Origin of the sequence: Peribacillus sp. S4 (assembly GCF_046715815.1) — a bacterium.
In the GTDB taxonomy this organism is placed as follows: domain Bacteria; phylum Bacillota; class Bacilli; order Bacillales; family DSM-1321; genus Peribacillus; species Peribacillus frigoritolerans.
In genome coordinates this window covers 2648098-2673330 of sequence record NZ_CP175708.1, presented here as the reverse complement: position 1 = coordinate 2673330, position 25233 = coordinate 2648098, and the positions used below count along the sequence as shown (strand labels likewise).

The window sequence follows — 25233 nt, the reverse complement described above, 5'->3', positions numbered from 1 at the left end:
CAATTTGATGGTTAACATGATTGGAAAATTAGGCAATCTTTGTATTCTTGGGCACGCTTTTCCCGCAGGGTTCTCGAACACCCGCTCCAATCAACTTTGTGTTAAAAGATGTCCACAGTTCTTTTGAGAACTCCAGGCACTCGCTTTCCGCGGGCGGTCCGGGAGCCCTATCGGCGCCTTGCGCCTGTGGGGTCTCCCCTGGACTCGCTTTTCCCGCAGGAGTCTCGAACACCCATTCCTATCAACTAACGTGTTTTAAATGAAAAAAATGCAGGCTGATCTTATGCCGAACCATGTTTAAGACTAGTTTATCCTTCATGTTATTTTCCTGTAATCCTTATTGGATGAAAGAAATTTGCGACACTCCTGCCGAATAACTGGCTTGACGAGACCCCACAGACGCTTGCGTCGAGGAGACTCGGCAGACAGTCGGCGGAAAGGGAGCGGATTTTTGAAATCAAGGGAAGTTTTTTCAAGAAAAAAACCGCAGGGGAACGCGATTTCTTCGTACTTATCTAAAACAAGACAAGAGTAACCTTCATGTTTTTTTACTGTAATCCTTATTGGATGGAAGAAATTTGCGACACTCCTGCCGAATAACTGGCTAGCCGAGACCCCACAGGCGCTTGCGTCGAGGAGGCTCAGCAGACAGTCGGCGGAAAGGGAGCGGATTTCTGAAATCAAGTGAAATTTTTTTTAAGAAAAAAACTGCAGGCAAACGCGTTTTCTTCGTATATGTCTAAAAACAAGACAAGAGTAACCTTCATGTTTTTTACTGCCATCCTTATTGGATATCGCAGCTTATGCATTCAGAAGCACACTCTTTTGTAGGTTATTGTTATATTGTGTCAGATTATACTAAGAATTCTTTACATATTAAAGGGTTCAAGTCTTAATTGGAGAAGTATATAATTATGATGTTTTTAGCAAAGGATTACTGACTGCAAGGATTTTGACGTAGAAGGAGGGCTCTTAATTAAAAGGCAGCTGCTTAAACTAAGTATATTTTGCTTTATAATCTTTGTTCAAACATTATGGTCTCCCGCTGTTTTTGCTGAAGAAAAAACATTTATAATTGCTGGAGAAAGTGCCCTTCCTCCATTTTCATTTGAAAATGAAGCTGGTGAACTGACAGGCATCAATATTGATTTAATGGAGGAAATAGCGAAATATAATGACGTAGATTTCAAATATATTCCGATGAGGATGGAAGAAGCCGAAAAAGCCTTAAGTAACGGAACAATTGATGCAATTGTTGGAAGTACCTATAATACCGAAAAAGATAACCAATTTGATTTCACGCAATCCTATTTTACAATGTCCCAATCCATAATCATTCCTAGTAAAAGGAAACAGGATATTCATACGTTAACGGATCTACGTGATTCACATGTTGTCCTTGACCATAACACACCAGTTATCAGTACATTTCTCAATATGAGGAATACAAACTTAACGACCGTTTCAAATCAATACTCCGGAATTTTAACATTATTGAACAACCGAGCTGATGTGTTCATCGGAAACAAATGGACTGCTGATTTCTATTTAAAAAAATTCCGCCAAGAAAAGAATTACATCATTCTTGATGAAGTCATTGAACCTGCGGATTATACGATTGCAGTGAAAAAGGGAAATCAATCGCTTCTTTTCATGATGGACAATGCACTCACAGAACTTAAGGCAAACCGAAATATCAATGGGATAATCGATAAATGGGTAATGCCGCAATCCAATCAGAAAATTGCCAGACTCGAACAATTCATATTTTGGTTGATCATAATCTTAACTGCCGTGGCCCTTATCCTTCTAATCATTTACATATGGAATCAAAAGCTAAAAAAATCCGTACATAACCAGACTTTGAAATTACATTTATTAAATAAGGATTTAGAGAAACAACGGCAAAACATCGCTAATGCTGAAGCGTTCAAAGATCAAATCTTAAACAATATCAATAATGGCATCATAACATTCGATCTCGATTTCATGATTACCAGCTGCAATGCAAAGGCATCGGACATTCTTAACATTTCCAAGGAAATGATTCTGAATCTTACGAATCATTCGCAATTGATGAAGAATTTCGAAGCTTTACACCAGGAACAAAATGAGAATAATTGTACGGGTTCTTTTCGAATCTTGGTATTAAATGAGGAAAATGAACAGAAGGTGATTTCTTATTCGTTTCATAAGATGTTCAATACTGAAGATATACAAACCGGATACTTACTTTCCATGAATGATGAGACGGAAAAGAAAACATTGGAGAAAAAATTGGTCACACAAGAAAAGCTGCACGCTCTTGGTCAACTCGTTGCAGGTGTCGCACATGAAATAAGGAATCCATTAACATCGATTAAAACATTCATTGATTTACTTCCGAGTAAATATGATAATCCTCAATTCCGACAAGTTCTAATGGAACACTTACCTACTGAAGTTAACCGCTTGAACGGGATTGTTACCGATTTAATTGAATATGCACGTCCGCGGCCGCCAAATATTACAAATTGCCACGCCCATGAGCTTATATCCTTACTTGCTTTTCATAAGGTGACAATGGAAAAAAACCAAATAAATTTCGAGCAGATGATTGAGGAGGACTTTATTTTTTATATAGATTTACAACAAATTCAACAAGTACTTCTTAACTTGGTGTTGAATTCGATTCATGCCGTTGAAGAAACAAAGGAAAAGACCATTAAAATCACCATTGATAAAGTGAACGAAAAGACAGGGCGGATTGCCATATCGGATACGGGAAAAGGGATGAAGCAGGAAGAACTGAACCATATTTTCGAGCCTTTTTTCACAAATAAAGAAAAGGGCGTCGGTTTGGGACTTACGTTATCGTATAGGCTCATTAAAGAAAATAACGGAGATATCCATGTGAAAAGTTATCCTAATTCAGGAACGACATTCACCATTTTACTCCCTATATATATTGAATAGAAGCCTGGAAAGAGGAGGAGTCATATGAAAATGCAAGTATTGGTGATTGATGATGAACCTGCTATTTGCACCGCTCTTAGCTTTGCATTGGAAGATTCTTATGATGTCATGACAACTACAGACCCGGATGAGGGTCTACGGAAAATCGAAAATCAGCACTTTGATATTGTGTTACTTGATTTGAGAATAGGAAATAAAAGTGGACTTGATGTCCTACAGAAAATCAAACAAATATCACCTAACGTAACAGTCATCATGATGACTGCCTATTCATCCATTGAAACTTCCATTGAGGCCATAAAAAAAGGAGCCTACTACTATATTGAAAAACCAATTAATATAGAAGAACTTTCTTTGTTGTTGATGAGGGCAGCCGAATTCAAACAGATGTCCAATCAATTGGAGACATTACATGAAGAATTAGAGATTCAAAAGGGATTCGGTAACTTCCTTGGTAACAGCAAGGCGATGCAGCGTATTTTCTCAATGATCGAAAGAGTGAAAGATATTGATTCCAGTGTTCTCATCACGGGTGAAAGTGGTACTGGAAAGGAGCTTGTAGCCCGAAATATCCATACGTTGGGAAGAAGGAAAAACAATCCAATGCAGATCGTCAACTGTGCAGCAATTCCTGAGATGCTGCTGGAATCTGAATTGTTCGGTTATGAAAAGGGAGCATTTTCGGGTGCAACTCAGAGGAAGGAAGGGAAATTCGTTGCTGCTAATGGAGGGATTCTTTTTCTGGATGAAATCAGTGAAATGCCCCTTCCACTTCAAGCCAAATTATTAAGGGTATTGCAGGAACGGGAAGTGACTCCTCTGGGATCCAATACAAAAATCTCATTGGACGTCCGTATTATAAGTGCAGCCAATAAAAACCTTGAACAAATGGTGATGGAAGGGGAATTTAGGGAGGATTTGTTTTTCAGGCTAAATGTCATTCCTATCTCGATGCCGCCACTAAGAGATAGAAAAGAAGATTTACCGATCCTTATGGATTATTTTATAAAAAAACACGCGAAGGATATGAATCGTGAAGAAAAGATGTTCTCGGCAACCGCACGTCGGATTTTACTGGATTATCATTACCCTGGGAATGTCCGGGAGCTTGGAAACATTATAGAATATGCTGTTGCCCTATCAAACTCAAAAAAAATGGAAGAAACCGACTTGCCGCAATATGTTCAAGAACAGAAGTTCATTCTTCAGCCGGATGGCACGGACGACGATTTCAACAGTTTCAGGATTCCCATTGGCATTTCCATGAAAGAGATAGAAGAAAAGGTCATAACGGCCACTCTTCAATATTGTAATAATCATCGGCAAAAAACAGCCCAAATCCTAAAAATTTCTGAAAGGAGCCTTCGTGATAAAATCAAGCTCATTTCAAAAGAAGAATAAAGGGTTCATCGCGTAAACCGGCAATTTTTTCTGGAAAACCGGAAAAAATTGCCGGTTTATCCTTGTATGACATTCTTGAAATCGGCAGGATTTGCGTTTTAAAGCAGAAAATCGACTTGGCATGGCATTTGCATCTAAATACATTAAGAAAGGAGGGTCACGATGAAAAATGGAGCACTCTTTATAAAAGTCGCTTTGTTATTTTGTTTCATGACAGGATGTTCTTTTATGAATGAGCAGCAGGAAATATCTAAACCTGCTACTACCTTGATCCAGAGGCAACTAACTTCTGAAGGACAGGATTTAAATAACAGGATGTTAATCATTGGAACCGGAGATATGACAGGTGTTTACTTTTCATTGGGACAAAGATTATCAAATATGTATGAAAAATACAACGGGGCTGTGTCAGGTACCCAAGTCACCGATGCTTCCATCGAAAATACTGAATTGGTTAGCCGTCATCGGGCAGAAATTGGTTTTACCTCAGTGGATGTACTGGATTTGCCTGAAACGGATAAATCCAAGTTAAGAGCTTTAACGGCCCTATATTCCAATTATGTTCAAATTGTTTCTACTAAACAAAATGATATTGATTCCTTGGAAGATTTAGTGGGTAAACGCATTAGTGTAGGAACGGCTGGAAGCGGTACAAGGCTTATTGCAGAGCGGATACTGTTAGAATCCGATTTACCGACTGATCAATTGAATTTATCCTATCTTTCTTTTTCTCAATCTGCAGAAGCATTACGAAATGGTACCATTGATGCAGCTTTCTTTTCTTCGGGTATCCCTAATAATGAAATCGCTTTCATATCCAAGCAGACGGAACTAACTTTCATTCCAATACCGGGAGACATCATTGAACGCCTTCAAAAACAATATGGAGTTTATACTCATAATGAAATTCCCAGAGATACATACAGGGGGATGAAAAAAAATGTCCAAACGATTTCAATTAAAAATGTCCTGGTAACCTACAAGGAAATGTCTGATCCTCATGCTTACAATCTTGTGAAAACATTATATGAACATCTGCCTGAACTGCAGCATACACATCCAGCTGCTTCTGATATTTCAATAACGGAAGCAACTAAACAAGTTCCCTTGGATTTTCATCCAGGGGCCGTGAATTATTTCACCGAACAAGGAATTATTGGAAATCAATGAAAAACGGGAGGTAATGATTATGAAAAAGCTGATGAGTCTTTTATCAATAATAGTATTGATCGCTCTTGCGGGATGTGGTAATCCTACTCCGCAAAAACCGGGGGAATCCGTACAAACGGGTGCAGGTGAAAAAGGAGAGAAAAAAATAACGATAGCCGGTAATGGCGGTGTCATCGAAAGTGCTATCCGAGATGTGATTGCCCCAAAATTCAAAGAAGAAACGGGAATCACGGTTAATTATATTTCCGGTTTATCAGGTGAAATCCTATCCAAAGTGGAATTACAGAAGAATGCTCCGCAAATAGATGTTGCCCTTTTTGTACCGGTTGATGTTATACGCGCTAAGGAGAAGGAACTGATCGTACCAATTGATGAGTCCAATGTTCCCAATATGAAATCGGTGGATTCACGGTTCATTCCGGTTGAAAATGCGGCCGCTCCAGCATTTGGTTTGGTAATTGCACCAGCTTATAATACGGAAACCTTTAAAAAGGAAGGCTTAAAATCAATTGAATCATGGAATGATCTTGTCTCTCCTGATTACGAGGGTAAAACGGCATTTTCAGATATTACGAATGATTGGGGTTTCAATACCCTTAATGGTCTGGCGATTTCAAACGGCGGCAGTACGGAAGACATGGAACCAGGTCTCGAAAAGGCAAAAGATCTTGCAGCGTATTCCAATACATTTTATAAAAACTCAACGCAAATGATGCCAGCGATCCAACAAGGAGCTGCTGACGTAACGGTCATGGGAAGTTATTCCATCGGTGAATTAGCCGTTTCAGGTATTCCGATTAAGATGGCCGTGCCTAAAGAAGGGGTGCCGCTTCAAGCTTTCAGCGCTGGTCTAGTGAAAAATACGCCAAATAGCAAAGAAGCCCTAGAATTCATCAACTATGTAATCAGTGAAGAAGCACAAGCATTAATTTCCGAAAAAGGATTTTATCCGACCGTGGAAGGCATGAAAATTCCAGAAAAATATGAAGAGTCAATCGGGCTTAAAGCAGGTGATAAAACATTCAAACCTGATTTCGCCAAGTTTGCCGAGATCCGTGCAGAGGTGTCAGACAGATGGGCGAAAGAGGTTACTCCTGAATTAGGGAAAAAACTCAAATAAAAAGGAGCGTGTTGATCACATGGAAGTATTAAAAAAAGATGTGGAAATTAATAGGCAACACCTGGAGGCAGTTCAGGGGGTTGGCTCAAATAAAAATGATGTAGAGATAAAAGGCGCGTTTAAACAATTTGGAGCGAATGTTGTCCTGAATGGCATTGATTTGGAGGTGAAACAAGGAGAGTTACTCACTCTTCTTGGTCCTTCCGGGTGCGGAAAGTCCACAACCTTAAACCTTATTGCCGGGTTCCTCGATCCGGATCGGGGCGAGGTCCATATTAAAGGCAATAATGTTACGAAGGTTCCGCCTTACAAGCGTGATTTAGGAATGGTTTTTCAAACCTATTCGCTTTTTCCCCATATGACAGTCTATGAAAATCTCAGTTTTGGCTTGAAACTGCGCAAAGTCGGGAAAGCTGAGCAAAAAAAGAAGATTAGTAAAGCGCTTGAATTAGTGAAAATGTCAGGATTGGAGAATCGTTATCCAAGGGAATTATCAGGAGGTCAGCGTCAGCGTGTGGCGATTTCAAGGGCACTTGTTGTTGAACCGGAGCTCCTTTTGCTTGACGAGCCGCTTTCAAACCTTGATGCAAAGCTGCGTCATGAACTAAGGGCCGAGATTAAGCGTTTACAAAAGGAAATTGGCGTAACGACCATTTTTGTGACTCATGATCAAGAAGAAGCTCTATCCATGTCTGATCGAGTCGTGGTCATGAATGCAGGGAAAATTGAACAAATCAGTACTCCGACTGAAATATACAATCATCCGAAGACAGAGTTCGTCTTTCAATTCATCGGGAAATCGAATTGTTTTGAAGGGAATGTGTCTGCTATCGATAAGCGGAAAGTTGCAGTCAAAATCGGTTCTGATATCACTCATGTCGACACAAATAACGTCATGGGAAATGCAAGTGATCTGAAAACCGGGGATGAGGTAAAACTTTATATTAGACCGGAAAAACTGCAAATTGTTTCTCTCGATGAAAAATCTTCATCTCCATTGGATTTCCATCGTGCCAAGATCAGCCAAATGAACTATCTCGGTACCTCATGGGAAATCAATGTTCTGTTACAGGGGAAAAGTATTCAAGTATTGACTTCCGCTTTCGATTCATCATGGCAAAATGGAAGTGAGGTGTTGATTGGATGGAGCCCATCAGAAGTTATGCTAGTCAAGAAATAGAACAGCAAACGAGTCCTATCGAGCCGCAAAAGAAGCCTAAAAGCAAGAAAAGGAAAGTCTGGGTGCCGGGATTACTTCTTTTAACGCCGATTCTGCTTTTCATATTTGGTTTCTTTGTCATACCGATGTTATACATTTTATATTTAAGCTTCATATCCACAGATAATCTTGGAGGAGCGGAGGCAGTTTATAGCATAAAAAACTATACACAATTATTTTCCGATAGCTATTACTTATCTTCATTATGGCTGACAGTGAAGATCAGTTTATATTCGGTCTTGGTTGCTTTATTTCTTGGATATCCAGTAGCTTTGACAATGGCCAAAAGTTCAGCGCGGATCAGAGGGTATATCACTCTCTTGATCGTGTCACCGCTCTTGGTAAGTATAGTTGTCCGTAATTTTGGCTGGTACCTTTTGCTTTTGCCTAATGGAACGATTAATCAAACCTTGATGGCCCTTGGCATAATAGATGCACCATTGAAACTATTGTTTTCGGAGATAGGAGTTGTGATTGGACTTTCCAATGCATATCTTCCTTTCATGATCTTATCCATCGTAGCAAGTCTTTATAATATCGATCCTTCTCTTGATAAGGCAGGAGCCATACTTGGGGCAAACCCATTCAGAAGGTTCTTTTCCATTACATTGCCGCTAAGCATCCCAGGTATCGTATCTGGCTGCATTCTCGTATTCAGTTTGTCAATGAGTGCTTATGTGACGCCTGCACTAATGGGGGGAGCCAACGTGCCCGTGATGCCTGTTGTCATCTATGATCAAATTAATAACCTGCTGCATTGGACATTCGGATCTGCTCTTTCTTATATTCTATTAGCAACCACTGTCATATCGGTAACAGTCTTTACCAGAGCGTTTGAAAAAGGGAAATTCAAGGAGGTATTCCGATGATGAAAACGTTTGGCGGCCTGCGGGTCGCAGTTGCCGTTTTGGCCATTATCTATATCTTGATCCCGCTCATTGTCGTTATTCCCGCTTCTTTTACAAGTGCCAATTATCCAAGTTTTCCGGCTGAAGGCTTTTCACTGCAATGGTATGCCAAGATCTTGGAGCGCCCTGAATTTTTGGAAGCATTTTTGAACAGTGCGAAGTTCGCAGCATTAGCTGCCCTTTTCTCCGTCATATTCGGTACTTTGGGTGCCCTTGGCATCGCAAAGTATGATATTCCGGGAAAATCGTATATTACGGCCCTTTTAACTTCTCCATTAAGTGTGCCGCAATTAGTCTTAGGGATTGCACTCTTAATGTACTTTACACCAATGATGCTTGCCGGTACGTCTACAGGATTTTTAATTGCCCATATCGTGATTTGCATACCATATGTCATGAGGCTCGTATTAACCGGTTTAAGTGGATTTGATTATAATCTCGAAAGGGCTGCGGCCATACTTGGAGCCAATCCACTAACGGTATTCATGAAAGTGACACTGCCGCTAATTGGATCCGCGGCCATCTCAGGGGGATTATTCGCATTTTTGACATCATTTGATAATGTAACGGTCTCTCTTTTTATGGTATCACCTGAAATGAGAACGCTGCCGATCGAGATTTTCTCGCAAATGCAGGATGCCTACAATCCAATCGTCGCATCCGTGTCGAGCGTGGTTATTTTCATATCAGTCCTTCTGATTGTCATACTTGAAAAAATTCAAGGTGTAGGCAAAGTTTTTGGCGGTTCGCATCATACAAACGGTTAAAAAACGGTATATATGATGTGACATACGATCATGCTTGAAAAGTTATGATTTTTTCGAAGAAAACTCATGTGTACATTCCATTCAAATGGGCCAAACACCTTTTCGCAGCCAATAACGGCGCCGTTAGGACAGGGACAGAGGGATTAACCTGCTTTGCGATATGTTCCATACTATATTGTGAAAGCAAAATCACTTCTGTCTTTCCATCCAATTGTTCCACCATCTTTTTAACCCGATCGTCATGTTCCTTTCTTTTTCCTTGTGATAATAAATGGATGATTCCGGGATCGACCAATGACTCGATCATACAGTCCGGATTCTTATTTAATAGGTAATTTTGAAGGGCGATCGGCGTTTCTTTTACGGTGGAAACCAGGCCAATGCGAGTATAGCGAAGAGCTTCATCAAGCATGGCCTCATCTGAACGAAATAACCTTACAGAGTATAAAGGCTGTAAAATTGCAGTGATGTCATTAAAGGCAGAGCAAGTAAGTTGGATGCATGAAACATCAGAATCATAGGCGATATTCACTAATGCAGAAAAGCGGCGGATGATTTCAGGAGTTAACTTGCCGCTCTTTTCCATCAAGGAGAGAAGAGACGTGTCCATGAAATGAAGGAGTTCAATGTTCGGTGCAACGGTCTGAAAGGCAATTTCAATTGGTTTTAGTGCAGTTGTGGTTGCATGAATCAGTGCGATTTTCAAAAAAAAACCTCCTTTTCTTTCATCATTATATCTAGCAGAATCTTAAAATGCCATTATATTACATACGGATAGACCTTTTCCAAATTTCTATTAAGAAAGGAAGTGGGAATCATGGAGAAAGAAGCCTTGGTCGATCTTCGACAGGTAATTCCAGGTGACAGAATGTTTCTTGATTTGGCAGAAAGGTATTGTTATAGCTATGACGCTTCTTTTGGGGAATATTTACCCGAAATCGTCATCCAGCCCAAAAACGCGGAGGAAATCAGTGAAGTGGTTAAATTGGCTAATACTCACAAAATACCTGTTTACCCTAGAGGATCAGGAACCTCGCTAAGCGGCGGCCCTTTACCTGTTAAAGGGGGGATGGTTCTTGATATGACCCTTTTGCGGGATAAATTGATCATTGATCGGGAAAATATGCTTGCCATAGTCTCTCCAGGGGTGATTACGGCAGATATTCATAAAAAGGCTGAAGAAGCTGGCTTATTCTATCCGCCGGATCCAAGCAGTTCCAATGTAGCCACTATAGGCGGGAATCTATTAGAAAACTCCAGCGGGCCAAAGGGATTGAAATACGGAACGACAAAAGAATACGTGATAGGTCTGGAGGTGGTCACCCCGACAGGAGAAATCATTCGTACTGGCGGAAAGACCGTAAAAAATGTAACTGGGTATGATTTGACCCGATTGATCGTAGGATCGGAAGGTACTCTGGGCATCGTAACTGAGGCAATCATCCGCTTAATACCAAAACCTCAATCTAAACAAACATTTGTCGCCCACTTCAATCATTTGATAGACTCTGGACATGCAATTACCAGCATTTTATCATCAGGAATTCTACCCTCTGCCCTGGAATTAATGGATAATGCGTGCATCCGTGCTGTTGAAAGCTACCATCCTTCCGGGTTGCCTCTTCAGGCAGAAGCCATTCTGATCATAGAAATAGATGGACACCCATTGGCGATTGAGGAAGAAATCAATAAATGCGCCGATATATGCAGGGCAGAGGGTGCTTCCTACGTCAAGATAGCGGAGACAGAGGAAGAGCGCCAAACGATTTGGAGTGCGCGTAAATTGGTTTCCCCGGCCATTACACAAATGGGTCCTACAAAAATTTCTGAAGACGCGACCGTTCCACGCAGTCAAATACCGGCAATGATGGAGAGATTAAACAATATCCGGGAGAAATACGGGTTGAACTTGGTTGTATTCGGTCATGCAGGGGATGGGAATTTACATCCGAACATCATTACTGATAAACGAAATATTACGGAAATGAAAAAAGTGGAGCTTGCTGTCAGTGAAATTTTTGAAGCGGCAATCGAATTAGGCGGAACACTTTCAGGGGAACATGGAATCGGTACTTTAAAGTCACCATATATGGAAATGGAATTAGGAATTACTGGAGTGAATATGATGAAAAAAATTAAAGAAGCATGGGATCCCAATAATATCCTGAATCCTGGGAAGATTTTTCCTGATAAGGGACAGACAAGGGTCGTGTTGGTTCCATGAATCTACCCACCAAACCGAATGAGTCAAATGCTGTGGTCCAAAATTTATATTCAGATGCCTATGATTGGACAAACCAATGCGTAAAATGCGGATACTGTTTACCGGCATGCCCTACATATGAATCAATGGGTGTGGAATCCGCCTCTCCACGCGGTCGTATCAATCTAGTGAAAATGGCAGCCGAAGGAAAAATAGATTTCCAAAAAGATTTAGCTGAACCAATCGACTTATGCTTAGGCTGTCGTGCTTGTGAAACAGCATGTCCTGTTGGTGTGCCATACGGACATATACTGGAAGCGGCTAAAGAAGCCATTGAAAACTCCCCGTCAGCAAACCAAAAAAACAAAATGACAAGAATCAAAAAACTGGCATTGGTTCATCTTTTTCCATATCCAAAACGAATGAACAGGATTGGAAGTGCAGTGCAGCTCTATCAAAAAACCGGCTTATCCAAGCTTATCCGTTCATCAAATATATTGCAGAAGGTTTCCCCTGCCCTTGCACATTTAGAACAGGCACTTCCAGTCATCGAGACTTCTTCCAAACGTATCCGACCAGGTACGATTATGCCGGCAAAAGGGGAAACGAAATTAAAAGTGGCATTTTTTACTGGGTGTATCATGGATTCCATGATGTCACGAATTAACCGTCTTTCCATTGAGCTGCTTACCATAGCAGGTTGTGAGGTCATTCTCCCTGAAAATCAGAATTGCTGCGGTGCTCTGCATTCCCATCAAGGTGAAACAAAACAAGCGAAAGCATTGGCAAAGAGGAATATCCAAACCTTCATGCAAACGGATGCTGATGTAATCGTAAATAACGCAGGAGGCTGCGGTGCTTCGCTTCTTGAATATGGACATCTATTGGCAGAGGATCAAGAATGGGCTGCGGCGGCAAGGGCTTTCTCGGAAAAATCAAAAGATATCAGTCAAATTCTTCATCAATTGGGACCGCTACCCTTCACTGAAGGATGGCAAGGCATCGTTTCCTATCAAGATTCATGTCATTTACGCAATGTACAAAAGGTCCAAAAGGAACCTCGTTTATTATTGCAATCCATACCAGGTGTTTCCTATGTCGAAATGGAAGGGTTTGACCGTTGCTGTGCATCTGGAGGCATTTACAATCTTCTCCACTTTGATGAATCCATGAAAATTCTTGATGAGAAAATGAAGAATCTTAACGAAACGAAAGCAACTACCATTGTTACGGTTAACCCAGGATGCCAAATGCAAATGAGCATTGGCATCCAAAGGGAGGGAGCGGCGAACCAAATGAAAAGTTTGCACCTTGTTGAAGTACTTGCCAAGGCTTGCGGCTTGGATTGACAAAAAGGGATACTTCAAACTTCATAGGACATTACTTCGTCAGTATTTCCTGCACTTATTGGGAAAATACTGACGTTTTTGTTTTAAATGATGAAGACGTAAAAATCTTTGGAGTCAATAATGCAGTGCCATATGTATAATTAAAAAGATATCGGTGCCGGTTCGCAAATGAAAAAAACCGTTCAATTATCTGAACGGAATGTGTGAGTAAATGAATTTAAATTCCTGTTTTAATCCCAAAACCGATTAAAATTAAGCCAGTTGATTTTTGGAATGCTTTCTGGAATTTGGAATTGTTCATCCATTTTTTTGCGTAATCAATTAGATAAACAAGAAATAGAAACCACAGTACAGCGAGCAAGGTTAAGATGAAGGCTAATATAATCAATTGCTGGTTTACATTTCCGTTCAAATTGATAAATTGTGGCATGATTGTTATATAAACTAAAACGGTCTTTGGATTAAGAATATTATTAAGTAATGCTTGCATGAAGGAATCTTTATTGTGCCGGTTTGAATACTTAACAGGTGTATTTGCTTGTGCTTGAATTTCTTTTAAGGAAAAAACGCTTTTAGCAAAAAAACTTTTTATCCCTAAGTAAATTAAGTAGGCGGCTCCCAAATATTTGATTGTACTGAAAAGAATCACAGACTTTGCAATGACAACAGATAGTCCAAGAATGGCTATAAGCGTCCAAAAAGAAAGTCCCGTTGCCATTCCGAGAACGGTATAACGTCCCGCTTTCGGACCATGGCTAAGCGTATTTTTCACTAAGAGCATTGTATCTGCTCCCGGTATAATAACCATCATTGCCACTATTGAAATGTATGTAAGTAAGCTGTCCAAACTAATTCCCCCTCCCGTTTTCATAGTGGTTACTAAAGTAACTACTTAGTAAGTATATTAGATGAAAATGGAAAACGTCAACAGATTTTGCTAAAATATTAGTTACAAAGGTAGCGACTAAGGTTGTGTTGGAGGGTTTATGAAAGAAACCATTTTAGAAACATTAAAAAATCTGAATTTCACCGAATATGAAGCGAAAGCATATCTTGCCTTATTGGAAGAATCGCCATTAACAGGCTATGCAGTAGCAAAAAACTCCGGTGTACCACGTTCAAGAATATATGAAATTCTGGATAGTCTCGCCATACGCGGAGATATTCTGGTCAGTCCTGGAAACACACCACAGTATACTCCTGTTCCTGCAAAGGAGCTAATAAAAAACCGTCGAATGAAAGCGGAAGAGAATTTTGAACTGGCAGAAAAATCATTAGCGGAGTTCGAACGGTCTGCAAATGATCGTGAAAATATCTGGAATATCATGGGGCGCAATGAAATACTTGATAAAGTTAAAGCTTGTATATTATCTGCTAAAAAAAGAATACTCTTAGAGATTTGGGAAGACGAATTCGAAGAATTAGAACCTGAACTAAGACAGGCCGCAAATGGTGGGGTCAATGTAACAATTATTGCCTATGGGGAAATCGTCTGTGATTTTGCAAATGTTTACCTCCATTATATGGGTTATGAAATTACAGAAGAGTATGGTGGACGATGGCTTGTTATCAGTGGCGATGATTCTGAAGTAGTCGCAGGTATAGTCTCTCTTGGTAAAGATAGCCGTGCAGCATGGACCATGCATGTAGGTTTAGTGATGCCCATTACAGAAGTCATGATTCATGATTTGTATATCATGGAAATCATGGAGAAACATAGGGAACTTTTAGAAGAAAGTTTTGGTGTAAACCTCGTCAATTTACGTAAAAAATTTTCTATTCATCCAGATAATAAAAAACATTACGTGGACTAGATTTGTACATGTTCAATAATAAAAGCATCCTTCAAAGTGGCATGAATCCAGGCAGGATTTATGCCTTTTAAAGTTGAAGTTGATAGGCGCAGGTAAATTGAAGACAAACAAAGCATCTCGTCCCGGAACCCGGGTGTTTGACGATACGGCAGATAAATTTAACTATATTAAAATATGGAAAAGGGTATAATGAAGAAGGAATAAGCCATTTTGGTAATGGGATTATTATATCGGATTACATGTTTGATATCCGGATCACTAAGACAGAAGGAGAAATGATTCATTTGAATAACAAGGAAACAACGGGTATCGAGTTACCTGCCAACTATGAGGAATTAAAAAAGTCTGCCAATCGCAAATCTAATTGGAGAGAACGTTTAGATGCAATCGAAGAATTGGGTCAAGCAAAAAATAAACAAGTAATCGACATTCTCACACATATCATGAATAATGATTCTGTATATAAAGTTCAAGAGGCAGCTTACCGTCAATTGAAAAGTTTAGGCGAAGATGTGCAATTGCCAGCAAGGAAAAAGGGCGAGTTGATCAAAGGTTTGACCAAAATCTTAGTGAGGATCAAGAAGAGTTTACCTGAAAATCACACATATCACGAATTCAAAGACAAACTCCAGAAGATGAGAATGGATATATATGATACATATGAGGGTGAAAAAGGAGCAGACTTTGATAAATGGCTTGAAAATACGTGGTCAGCTTTATCGAAAAGATAAAAGTTTTTAGAAAAATAAGCAATATGGATACAGGAGCATAGTTTTTGCTCCTTTTTCTTATGTGTAAAACAAAGTTTTAGCTATGGTATGCTAATATATTTATTAGAGGAAGTATTTGGCTGTTTGCTTTAATTTGAAAACCGATAACTACATACGAATTCAGGGGAGAAAAGATGACAGATTATATTGAACTTTGGAAACAGGCAATGACAGATCATACAGGGAAGATACCTAACAGGCTAAAAGATGATGCTGCAGAAGAAGCTTTTTGGGCTTCCAAGGTCGCAGCGAAAAAACAACATAAAGCGGACCCTTATGCAAAAATTGTGCAGCAAGAGTTATTGGCATTATTAAAACAGGATGATCATGTTTTGGAAATCGGCCCTGGATGGGGCAATTATACATTTGATATTGCAAAAGAAGTCAGGAAGCTAACTTGTATAGATAGTTCCAAAAGCATTATCAATTTTTTGGAAGCCCAGGCAAACGAAAAAGGTTTCGAAAACATGGAGTTAATTCATGATAAGTGGGAAAGTGATAACAAAAAAGTCAAATATGATGTAGTATTTGGTTTTAATTGTTATTACCGAATGAGTGAAATCGGTCATACCTTATTAAAAATGAATGATTCTGCAGCTCGTTTAGCGATAGTAGGTATGACAACCGGACCAGAAAAACCTCATTATATGGAATTGAAGCAACGAGGATATACGATCAATTTAAGAAGACGGGATTACATACACATCTTGAATGTTTTGTATCAACTTGGAATACTGGCGGACTGTAAGATCGTTAAATTGAAAAGTAAAAAAATCTATTCCACCTATGAAGAAGCAATCCGAGATAATACAACAAAAATTCTTGATGAACATTTTTCCTATGATGAAGTAAAAACGATCCTAAATAAATATGTGGTGGAAAAAGAAGGAGTTTTCGAATACGAATATCCGTTTCATGCAGCTTTGATGTATTGGAATCCAAGGTTAAATTAACAATTTTAGTACCTTTTTCTCTGGCCCTTCAGGAAAAAGGTATTTTTTCGGTTGGATATTCGCAAAATAATAGTAACAAGGCTACAAATATGTTGAAAAAAACGGAGTGTGAATGATAAATGAAAGAAATATCCGAAAAGAGATTTTGTGAAACTTGTAAAAAAGAGACAGTTCATACAGTAACTGAAGATGCATTGGAAATAGAATATTCATGTAATGAGTGCGGTAAGCACCAAGATATTTTCAAGACATTTTTTTAGATACACAAATTTCACTTGAAAATGGTCAGTAAAGTGAAGAAGTATCCAAATCACTCGCGAAAAATACCCAATATTTGTTAATCCTGAAAGCAATAAACTACAAATGCCATTAGTCTCAATCTAATGTACTAGGAATTTTAAAATACATACAATGGTATACAAAAAAATAGAACTTTATTTTTAATCAGTGAATCGTTGTAAATTTAAAGCTCGAGGACTCATGATAGAAGGATTTCTTTCACCATCGTAAAAAAGTGTTTTTACTAAGGAAGGATTCCCTTTTATTATGTGAAAAGATGCTTGATGTTTTATTAAAGGACCCAGATTTCAAATGTTCTATAATTTCTTCCAACGGAATGCAATATGTGATATATTGCATATTATATATACCTGTATTTTAAGGAGGTAAAGCCGTTGAAGCATTCAAATTCTTCACAAAAAATTATACGTACGTCTGTACGTGAAGAAGCATACATGATATTGCGGGATTGGATTGTCCAGGGAATCCTGTCGCCAGGCCGACAATTACGCGACAAAGAATTAGCCGAACAATTGGGAGTAAGCAGAACCCCTATTAGAGAAGCACTTTTAAGGCTTGAGGATGAGGGATTTGTCGAGACCAAGCCGAGCCGTTCAACTATTGTTTCCCCTATTCGATTCGAAGGGGGATTAAACATATATTCCCTTGTTTGGACACTGGAAAAGCTGGCTATGGAACAGGCTTTTGATTTCATTGAAGAAAGACACTTAATGGAAATGGAAGCCATCAATCATGAAGTTAAAAACGCAATCGACGAGGGAAATCAAATAGTGGCCGTCCAGAAAGATAATGACTTTCATTCCATTTACATCAATCTTTCAACAAATGATGAGTTGAAGCGGATTCTATCGGGACTCAAACAAAAACTTATACGAATGGAACTGTTTTATTTCAATCAGGTAAGTGATGTTCACTTTTCCGTTGATGAGCATGACCAGATCATACAGGCAATTAGGGGTGGAAATCTCACTATGGTGCTTAAGGAGATAGAAAAGAATTGGAAAGAAAGTTACTTTAGAATACAAGCCCATACGGAACGTGTAAAAAGTGGGAAAGAAAAAAATGAATAATGATACTTTAGTTGCTATATCACCTTCAAGAAATAAAGGGATTGCACTGGTACTGACTGGCGCTGCGTTATGGGGAGTGTCAGGAACGGCAGCCCAATATCTATTTCAGCAGCAAGGTTTCAGTCCTGAGTGGCTCACTGTTGTACGCTTGTTGCTTTCTGGAATCATCTTATTGGGGATCGCTCATAAGAATGAAAGACTGAAGGTTTTTGAGATTTGGAAAACTAAAAATGATGCGCTTCAAATTATCCTTTTTGCCATTCTGGGCATGCTCGCTGTTCAATACACATATTTTGCAGCAATTGAACATGGCAACGCAGCCACTGCCACTGTCCTTCAATACTTGGCCCCGGCACTGATCACTTGTTATTTAGCCATTCGCTCCAAACGTTTTCCAAGCATTACGGTGAGCGTAGCTGTGATCATAGCGATTTTAGGCACTTTTTTGCTTGTGACGGGAGGAAGCATACGTACACTCTCCATTTCCGGGTGGGCAGTATTTTGGGGAGTAACATCAGCCTTTGCCTTGGCATTCTATACATTGCAGCCTTTCAAACTCCTTTCAAGATGGGGTTCAATGATTGTTGTGGGTTGGGGCATGTTGATTGGAGGCATATGCTTTAGCATGATCCATCCCCCATGGGCATTTGAAGGCAAATGGACGTTACCTTCATTTTCAGCGGTTTTATTCATCATCATTTTCGGTACGATCATTGCTTTTTATTTTTATTTGGAAAGTACAAAATTCATATCTGCTTCAGAGGTAAGCTTATTGGCTTCCGTTGAGCCATTATCCGCAACCTTAATATCCGTTTTCTGGTTGAATGTAACGTTCGGTTTTGCCGAGTGGCTCGGCACACTCTGCATTATAAGCACCATTACGATACTATCCATCGTAAAGAACAAGTAAGGTCATTGTAAACCGGGGAAAATCTGCAGGAGTTTATTTTTACTTGGCGATTAAAACCATAGTCTACCCTGTAAGGGGATAGCTCGAACATTAACGAAAGCTAAATTAGCATGAGTTATATCCATAACTTCTTTAAAAAGCAATTACACTACATGTGAATTTGCTTTTTTTTGTATCGCTTGCCGAAGAAAAGGAATCCTCAGCAACAAATGGGACGAGGGCTGAGGTAGTTCAACAACTGGAAAAAGATTTATTTGAATTGTATAGAGATCCTGAACTGAATGTTAAACCGACTCAACTAGAAAAGCGCGGTGGAGCGTATTACAGCGAAGCGGCCTGCAGCCTCATCAATTCGATTTACAATGATAAGCGGGATATTCAGCCAGTCAATACACATAATAACGGAGCGATAGCGAGTATCCCAGATGAATCAGCAATTGAGATTAACTGTGTGATCACCAAAGAAGGCCCTAGACCAATCGCCATAGGAGACCTGCTTGTAGCAGTCCGGGGGTTGGTCCAGCAAATTAATTCATTTGAAAGAATGGCTGCTGAAGCGGCTGTCACAGGAGATTATCATAAAGCTTTGGTAGCGATGACGATAAACCCTTTGGTACCATCAGACACCATCGCCAAAAAAATGCTGGATGAAATGCTCGAAGCCCATAAAGAAGACCTGCCGCAATTTTTCAATGAAGTGAAATCATGAATTAATTCAATGAATACAGAATGGGCATATTAAATAGCAATTGGCTTTAAGACTAAAATAGATCACCCCTTGTCCGCTTTCAATCAGGGTGTGATCTATTTTATTGACCTGCAATTTATTCAAAACTTTTATCGATTAAGGCTGTTGTCGAGATGGTCTTACAATAAACTCATTAACGGTAGCATCTAGAATCGCCCTTTCAAGTCTGTATCAGCAATGGTTTGAGTTAATTCTGTTGTGATAGCTCCTGGAGAAACAATCGACACCCGAACAATACTTCCAGCCACGGCTTCCTCTTGACGTAACGTTTCACTATCATATTTACAGCTGCTTTCGTTGCGCTTTAAACAGCTCCAATTAAATTTATCGTTTACATCAGGAGGAAGTTAATGCAAAAAAATACAAAGATAACTGTTTACCTTATACAACGGATGACAAAGCCTCAAAGAAGGAAAAATCCCACAGAAAATTGAAAGATCTGGGTGGCTAGATATGTCTTAAGAAACCACCAAAATTAATTAGGCGATAGGGCAGGGGGGGAGGATAGTAACTTTAAAATTACATATCTCATATGTGTCGAATCTTTATGTGTACCCGGTATGAACTTCTGCTTGGCGGTACAATGCTATGGGAGTTGGTATATAGATATACGCAGCCAGAAAGAAAAACATGTGGATGATCGCAAAGTGTGCAATGAAAGATATTCGATCTCTTAAACAAAGTAGAAATACAAAAAGAGCAACTCAGATTAAAGTTGCCCTTTCGATTTACTATTTATCTAACCTACGGTCAAATGTAAAAAGAATGGGTGACATGTAATTAAGATTGAGAAGGGGTTACCGTATATCTATATAATGTTGCAGAACCTTTGACGGGAAGAATTTGAGGGGCAATGGTCGTAAAGATACGATAATCGCAGGGGGCATAGTTAAGTTCCGTTGTGCTTGCTTTAAACAGTTGTACATCGCTTTACCGCCAACTGAATTGGCAGAGTGAATAGTAATGCGATTAGCAAATAGTTTTTCTTTCACCATCATTTGAACAAGCATAGAACCATTCCTGGTTTTATTTAATAAATCATGGTCCAAAGAGAGATGTTCAATATCAAAGTTTTGCAATAGCTCTAAACATTCGTCAATAGTCTCGACTAACACATAGCCATCGGGTGCTTTCCGATAGTCATCCAAAAAAACGCTGATTTTCTCCATTTCCTTCACTCCTTTGCTTATGCAAGTGTGACTAAGAAAAGTCAATTAAAACCAAGAAAATATGGTTTTATCTATTAAGTCTAACACAACAAGGTAAGAAGGGGGCATATTCGACATTTAATACTACTTTACGACAGCCTTTTTTTGATCGTCGTGCTACTTCAACTAATGGATCTTTACTATAAGAAGGAATTGTTTCTGAGCAATACCTTGTGAAAAATAGTACAAAACATCCACTTATTAGTTAATGATTGTAATAATTGGGGTAAAAGGTAATATCTTGATTAAAAGGAGAAGTGATATGTTACATCCAGACGAGATTTACCTTATATTAAGGGACAAAACGCTGCTGTTGGAGTTAAAGGAACAAAATAATGGCTATCATATTTCCTACTTATCAATGATTAATGAACAGCTTTCATTGATTGATAATGCTCTAAAAGTATGTAACATTGATTCCTTCACTATGTCAAAAGGATAAAACCAACATTTACTTATATAGGGGATCAATTTTTTAACTATAATTAACCAGCTTAGCGCCCTCTGAGAAAGGCGCTTTTTTTATTGGGCAAAGTAGTGTCAATTAATAGGCCAAGGTTAAAAAATCACTTAGTTGATAATTTTAGAGGTGTGTAAGGGTTTTAACCTTCCACTAACTGATTTTTACCAATTCGCTTAAACGCCTTTTGAAATATTGAAGCAGGTCATAAGAAATGTACGACATCGTAATTATTAGGAGTGTCTCAAATAGTTTTAAGAAAAGATTGTCAGATATATGATCCATTCTTAGTGCCGAAATAATTAAATCAAAAATATCGATGAAGACTACATGAACAATGTATATACCCAGGGCTCTTCCTCCTACTTTAGTAATGAACAAATCCTTCCCCAATGTTTTATTATTTAATGCAAATAAAAAAAGAAATGAAGTTAAAAAGATAGTAGAAATAAAATATTCCCCATGACTTCCCGATAATATCTTTTCTAATAAGTATCCTTCTACCACTTGGATAGTAAAGAAGATAAAAATTAAAGATAAATTGGTTTTGGCTGTTATTGCTCCCGACTTTTTAAAGAATTTATCATCCGCAAAGAAGAATCCCAAAGTTGTATAAAAAAGACCAATGAATAAAGCATCCCGTGTACTCAGAGGAAGATCATAGAACACCGAATACGATTGTCCGAAAAGACCTAACAAGTTGAATATTAAGCTAATGGGTAAAAGAAGCCATGCTTTTTTTAACTTAAAAAAACCGAATAGAATGATAACACTCCAAATTAATGCGGTTAAAAACCACAATTGGTATCCGCTAGTCCCAGTTCCGTAATATAAAAGGTCAAGAAAAGAAAAATGATTAATGTATTGCGCAAATTCCTTTGGTACATCGGCAGCATCTTTATAAAGAATTAGAACATCATACATCATATAAAAGAAGAGCCAGCACAAATACAGTTTCAAGATTTTTATAATATACCTTTTAAAATAATCAAAGGAATCCCTTTTATGGATCATCTTTTGACCGAACAAATAACCAGATGCAGTAAAGAAGAATGGCACCGCAAACCTTGAGAGGTTATCGAGAATAAATAGACCAATTTGGCTATCCCTAGGGAATACATGAATGACTACAACAGAAAATATGGCAAAAAATTTAATAAAGTCAATCGCGTTATTTCTTTCCATTTGCTCACCCTTTTCATAACACTTTTACTATCATTGGTTATTCCCTATATTATGTACACCAAAGAAAAATTTATTTTTCTCTTTCTGATTCCAATTACAAGATACTGTAAGACTTAATTAATGAACAGCTAATCGTTCAGGAGGGTGGACTGTTTGTAGTAGTATCTTCACTTTACAGATAGTAATCATATGAATGCCTATGTTCTTGTTAATCAGTCCCTTACAGAAGAAACCCCTGTAATCAAGCCTTTTGACTAAGCGAAATGGGGAGACTTTCTGATTGCAACTTGCAAATTGATATTTAATTATCATTGCATGGAGCACTGCACACATGCTGGAGCATAAGTCCTGCTGATATATTAAAAACATTTAATTTTTGCTGCTCTAAAAGAATGCTTAATAGTTTTGGTAAGACAATGTGATGAAGGGGGAGGAGGCGTTCTTATTTTCTACTTTCTCTATTAACTTGCTCCCATATTAAATTCACTAATTCTTTGCGTCTATTCCTGAATTCTCAAGTAATTTAAACATTAATTCATCATATTTAAAGCACCAATGCGACGTAGCTGTGTCTGTGTATTAATCATGATTGATGACCTGATTTTATACAAAACAGCTTACATTGGACGATGTGAGTCCATCTAATTCCAATTTAATATAAACATGGTAAGTACAAGCAATTTTATGCATATAAAATTCGTATATATCAATAATAAAAAGGAACTTTTTAACTTTGGAAGGAGATGGTTTTATGAAAAAATTATTGTTGATGGGATTTATTTTACTATTTCCTCTAAACATGGTGGCCGGAACAACTAGCGCATACGCTAAGCCACAGGAACAACGTATTAGCCAATCTGAGGTAAACTTCAAAAATGAATTCAGGAGACTTTGGATTGATCATGTATTATGGACAAGTAATTATATAACAAGTGCAACCACCGCTGGAGCGGAGGATCAAACACAGGTACTGGCTAGACTTCTAAAGAATCAGGAGGATATTGGTAATGCTGTAAAGCCAGTATACGGAGAGAAAGCTGGGAACAAACTTACGAATCTGCTTAAGGAGCATATTGTAATTGCGGGAAAGATTGTAGATGCGGCTAAAAGCGGAAATGATGCCTTGGTGAAACAACTAAACAAAGAATGGTATAGAAATGCTGATGAAATAGCAGCTTTCCTTAGCGGTGCCAACCCCTATTTAAAAAATGAAGATCTAAAAAATTTGCTGTATATGCATCTGAAATTTGTGACAAATGATTTAACTGCAAGCTTAGCAAAAGATTGGAACGCAAGAATCGCTGCAATTGACGAAGGGGTCACACATATAATCCTAATGGCAGATACTATCACTGCGGGAGTTATAAAGCAGTTTCCGGATAAGTTTAAATAATAATCTTAAGAATCCTCCAGTAATCTGTTGGAGGATTCTTTTATGTTGAGAGATGAATTGATTATGTTTATATAACTGGTTCAATCAAATGCGCGCTGTTGCGTAACTGCATTATTACACTGAACTGCACGGTTACTTTAAGTACATTCCTTCACAACCTCTCTTATAAAAGAGATTCCTTTAGCATTATGCCAGTGTATTCTACTGTCTTTTTAATTTTTTGACATTATGACTCCACTAGTGTGTAACCAAAACCACCACGTTCAGTAAATCGGAAAAAGCCCACAACATTTAGGTTAGGGCTCTTTTTGCTCCTATTTACTGACTTTGGCAGCTAGTTGGCGATTTTTGTGACTACTAATGAGGGATACCTATATGTTACATTGGCAGATGCAGTAATAACTCTAATACTTAGCCTATCGTTTGCGGATAATTGAAGTTGGATTGTTCTTCCTATCGTGTTTCTAGTTTCAACTTGCGATGGTTGACCGCCTGGACCACCTGAAATACGATTAAAGGATTCAAAAGTACTCTCAAGAACCGGGGTTGTGTCATTGATGAATAACCTGAACTGCACCTCGGTATTAAACGTCAAGTTAGAAGCATTAATCAATATGGCTGTTAAATCCATGCTAATCTCATAAACCCCAGCAGTCAGAACCTCAATATCAGTATAAGGACCAGGACCGGGAGGAAAAGGAGCAGTTCCTAATAACGGCCCAGTAGTTGTAAAAACAACCTTCTGCCCCAGAGCCGGAGGACTTACCGTAGATACTGTGACAAAATTTCCAGACGGATCGTACAATGACCCATAAGCCAAAGCACCCCCTGGTCCTGGAGGTCCTGGAGGTCCTGGAAGTCCTTGAAACCCTTGAGGTCCTGGAGGTCCTTGAGGTCCTCGAGGACCTTGTTCACTATCCTTACATTTTTTATGATCGTTTTTATTGACGAAATCATCTTTTTTATTAAAGAAATCATCTTTTTTACACTTATAGGTCGTGTCAACAAATCTACGACCTTGAATTGGCTTATCTATTTTACTCACCCTTTTTCTCATTGTTCACTTTCCGAAAAGTCGAGCAATGAAGATTTTTTTCTGTTTTTTCCGTTTCTCTTTCTGCTTTAATAGTTTCTATTTCCTCTTTAGCAGAGGATACAAGGGGCCCTATACGTTTTACAGTAAGTGACAGAGATCTATAAGAAACACTTCCACTCACATTTTGAATAAACACAAACACTTTTTCTCCTGCATTTAATTCCACTTGGACGGTCTTACCTATAGTGTTAAACCAAAAAGGTTCTCCAGTTTGACATGTCAATCCTATTACGA

22 protein-coding genes and 1 pseudogene are annotated in these 25233 nt (G+C 38.7%); 17 read left to right on the top strand and 6 right to left on the bottom strand.

What is annotated here, in order from left to right:
• The first annotated feature begins 933 nt into the window (after positions 1–933).
• The 7 genes from ACJ9PY_RS12710 (at position 934) to ACJ9PY_RS12680 (ending at position 9540) form a co-directional block, all read left to right on the top strand.
• Positions 934–2955 carry a transporter substrate-binding domain-containing protein gene (locus tag ACJ9PY_RS12710; protein ID WP_411740274.1) on the top strand — a complete coding sequence of 674 codons (2022 nt, stop codon included), beginning with the start codon at positions 934–936 and terminating at the stop codon, positions 2953–2955.
• 24 nt (positions 2956–2979) lie between these two features.
• Positions 2980–4356, top strand: a complete 1377-nt coding sequence (locus ACJ9PY_RS12705) for a sigma-54-dependent transcriptional regulator (RefSeq protein ID WP_411740177.1) — start codon at positions 2980–2982, stop codon at positions 4354–4356.
• A 162-nt stretch (positions 4357–4518) separates the two neighbouring features.
• On the top strand, positions 4519–5526 hold the full coding sequence (locus ACJ9PY_RS12700) for a TAXI family TRAP transporter solute-binding subunit (RefSeq protein WP_106026368.1): 1008 nt from the start codon (positions 4519–4521) through the stop codon (positions 5524–5526).
• Positions 5527–5545: 19 nt separating this feature from the next.
• Positions 5546–6646 (top strand): ABC transporter substrate-binding protein, encoded by a 1101-nt coding sequence (locus ACJ9PY_RS12695; protein WP_034306740.1) that lies wholly within the window; start codon positions 5546–5548, stop codon positions 6644–6646.
• Between the two features lie 19 nt (positions 6647–6665).
• Complete coding sequence (locus ACJ9PY_RS12690; protein ID WP_098865829.1) at positions 6666–7826, top strand: ABC transporter ATP-binding protein; 1161 nt, start codon at positions 6666–6668, stop codon at positions 7824–7826.
• Complete coding sequence (locus tag ACJ9PY_RS12685) at positions 7790–8734, top strand: ABC transporter permease (protein ID WP_411740176.1); 945 nt, start codon at positions 7790–7792, stop codon at positions 8732–8734. Before ACJ9PY_RS12690 ends, ACJ9PY_RS12685 begins: the two co-directional genes overlap by 37 nt.
• Positions 8734–9540 (top strand): ABC transporter permease, encoded by an 807-nt coding sequence (locus ACJ9PY_RS12680; RefSeq protein ID WP_095678476.1) that lies wholly within the window; start codon positions 8734–8736, stop codon positions 9538–9540. Before ACJ9PY_RS12685 ends, ACJ9PY_RS12680 begins: the two co-directional genes overlap by 1 nt.
• Positions 9541–9604: 64 nt before the next feature.
• Here the strand turns inward: ACJ9PY_RS12680 and ACJ9PY_RS12675 are convergent, their stop codons facing one another.
• Positions 9605–10246 (bottom strand): hypothetical protein, encoded by a 642-nt coding sequence (locus tag ACJ9PY_RS12675; protein ID WP_411740175.1) that lies wholly within the window; start codon positions 10244–10246, stop codon positions 9605–9607.
• Positions 10247–10357: 111 nt separating this feature from the next.
• Here ACJ9PY_RS12675 and ACJ9PY_RS12670 point away from each other — a divergent pair, with 111 nt between their 5' ends.
• A complete protein-coding gene (locus ACJ9PY_RS12670) occupies positions 10358–11764 on the top strand; it encodes an FAD-binding oxidoreductase (protein ID WP_057277637.1) in 1407 nt (468 codons plus the stop codon).
• A 32-nt stretch (positions 11765–11796) separates the two neighbouring features.
• A complete protein-coding gene (locus ACJ9PY_RS12665; protein ID WP_411740174.1) occupies positions 11797–13092 on the top strand; it encodes a (Fe-S)-binding protein in 1296 nt (431 codons plus the stop codon).
• A 217-nt stretch (positions 13093–13309) separates the two neighbouring features.
• Here ACJ9PY_RS12665 and ACJ9PY_RS12660 read toward each other — a convergent pair whose 3' ends face one another.
• Positions 13310–13939 carry a homoserine/threonine efflux transporter gene (locus ACJ9PY_RS12660; RefSeq protein ID WP_034306727.1) on the bottom strand — a complete coding sequence of 210 codons (630 nt, stop codon included), beginning with the start codon at positions 13937–13939 and terminating at the stop codon, positions 13310–13312.
• 139 nt (positions 13940–14078) lie between these two features.
• On the opposite strand from ACJ9PY_RS12660, the gene ACJ9PY_RS12655 reads away from it, so the two are divergent.
• The 6 genes and pseudogenes from ACJ9PY_RS12655 to ACJ9PY_RS12630 all read left to right on the top strand — a co-directional run.
• The gene (locus tag ACJ9PY_RS12655) at positions 14079–14906 is read left to right on the top strand and encodes a TrmB family transcriptional regulator (RefSeq protein WP_411740172.1); all 828 of its coding nucleotides are present in this window, start codon (positions 14079–14081) and stop codon (positions 14904–14906) included.
• Positions 14907–15181: 275 nt separating this feature from the next.
• Positions 15182–15637 carry a HEAT repeat domain-containing protein gene (locus ACJ9PY_RS12650; RefSeq protein WP_098865835.1) on the top strand — a complete coding sequence of 152 codons (456 nt, stop codon included), beginning with the start codon at positions 15182–15184 and terminating at the stop codon, positions 15635–15637.
• A gap of 173 nt (positions 15638–15810) precedes the next feature.
• Positions 15811–16629: a methyltransferase domain-containing protein gene (locus ACJ9PY_RS12645; protein WP_095678425.1), complete on the top strand. Its 819-nt coding sequence runs from the start codon at positions 15811–15813 to the stop codon at positions 16627–16629.
• Between the two features lie 674 nt (positions 16630–17303).
• Positions 17304–17999: a GntR family transcriptional regulator gene (locus tag ACJ9PY_RS12640; RefSeq protein ID WP_411740171.1), complete on the top strand. Its 696-nt coding sequence runs from the start codon at positions 17304–17306 to the stop codon at positions 17997–17999.
• Complete coding sequence (locus tag ACJ9PY_RS12635; protein WP_411740170.1) at positions 17992–18909, top strand: DMT family transporter; 918 nt, start codon at positions 17992–17994, stop codon at positions 18907–18909. Before ACJ9PY_RS12640 ends, ACJ9PY_RS12635 begins: the two co-directional genes overlap by 8 nt.
• A 178-nt stretch (positions 18910–19087) precedes the next feature.
• Positions 19088–19618, top strand: a pseudogene (locus ACJ9PY_RS12630) (6-phospho-beta-glucosidase); the annotation flags it as partial.
• An 836-nt stretch (positions 19619–20454) separates the two neighbouring features.
• Here the strand turns inward: ACJ9PY_RS12630 and ACJ9PY_RS12625 are convergent.
• On the bottom strand, positions 20455–20826 hold the full coding sequence (locus tag ACJ9PY_RS12625; protein ID WP_034306719.1) for a cyclic-phosphate processing receiver domain-containing protein: 372 nt from the start codon (positions 20824–20826) through the stop codon (positions 20455–20457).
• A gap of 301 nt (positions 20827–21127) precedes the next feature.
• Here ACJ9PY_RS12625 and ACJ9PY_RS12620 point away from each other — a divergent pair, with 301 nt between their 5' ends.
• Complete coding sequence (locus ACJ9PY_RS12620; protein ID WP_411740169.1) at positions 21128–21307, top strand: hypothetical protein; 180 nt, start codon at positions 21128–21130, stop codon at positions 21305–21307.
• A 171-nt stretch (positions 21308–21478) separates the two neighbouring features.
• Here ACJ9PY_RS12620 and ACJ9PY_RS12615 read toward each other — a convergent pair whose 3' ends face one another.
• Positions 21479–22510, bottom strand: a complete 1032-nt coding sequence (locus ACJ9PY_RS12615) for an acyltransferase family protein (protein ID WP_411740168.1) — start codon at positions 22508–22510, stop codon at positions 21479–21481.
• 751 nt (positions 22511–23261) lie between these two features.
• On the opposite strand from ACJ9PY_RS12615, the gene ACJ9PY_RS12610 reads away from it, so the two are divergent.
• On the top strand, positions 23262–23903 hold the full coding sequence (locus ACJ9PY_RS12610; RefSeq protein ID WP_411740166.1) for a glycosyltransferase: 642 nt from the start codon (positions 23262–23264) through the stop codon (positions 23901–23903).
• 334 nt (positions 23904–24237) lie between these two features.
• On the opposite strand, the gene ACJ9PY_RS12605 is transcribed toward ACJ9PY_RS12610, so the two are convergent.
• Together ACJ9PY_RS12605 and ACJ9PY_RS12600 are read right to left on the bottom strand one after the other, a co-directional pair.
• On the bottom strand, positions 24238–24948 hold the full coding sequence (locus tag ACJ9PY_RS12605) for an exosporium leader peptide (protein ID WP_411740165.1): 711 nt from the start codon (positions 24946–24948) through the stop codon (positions 24238–24240).
• The gene (locus tag ACJ9PY_RS12600) at positions 24941–25165 is read right to left on the bottom strand and encodes a hypothetical protein (protein ID WP_283930740.1); all 225 of its coding nucleotides are present in this window, start codon (positions 25163–25165) and stop codon (positions 24941–24943) included. The genes ACJ9PY_RS12605 and ACJ9PY_RS12600 overlap by 8 nt, the downstream gene beginning before the upstream one ends.
• Between the last annotated feature and the right edge of the window lie 68 nt (positions 25166–25233).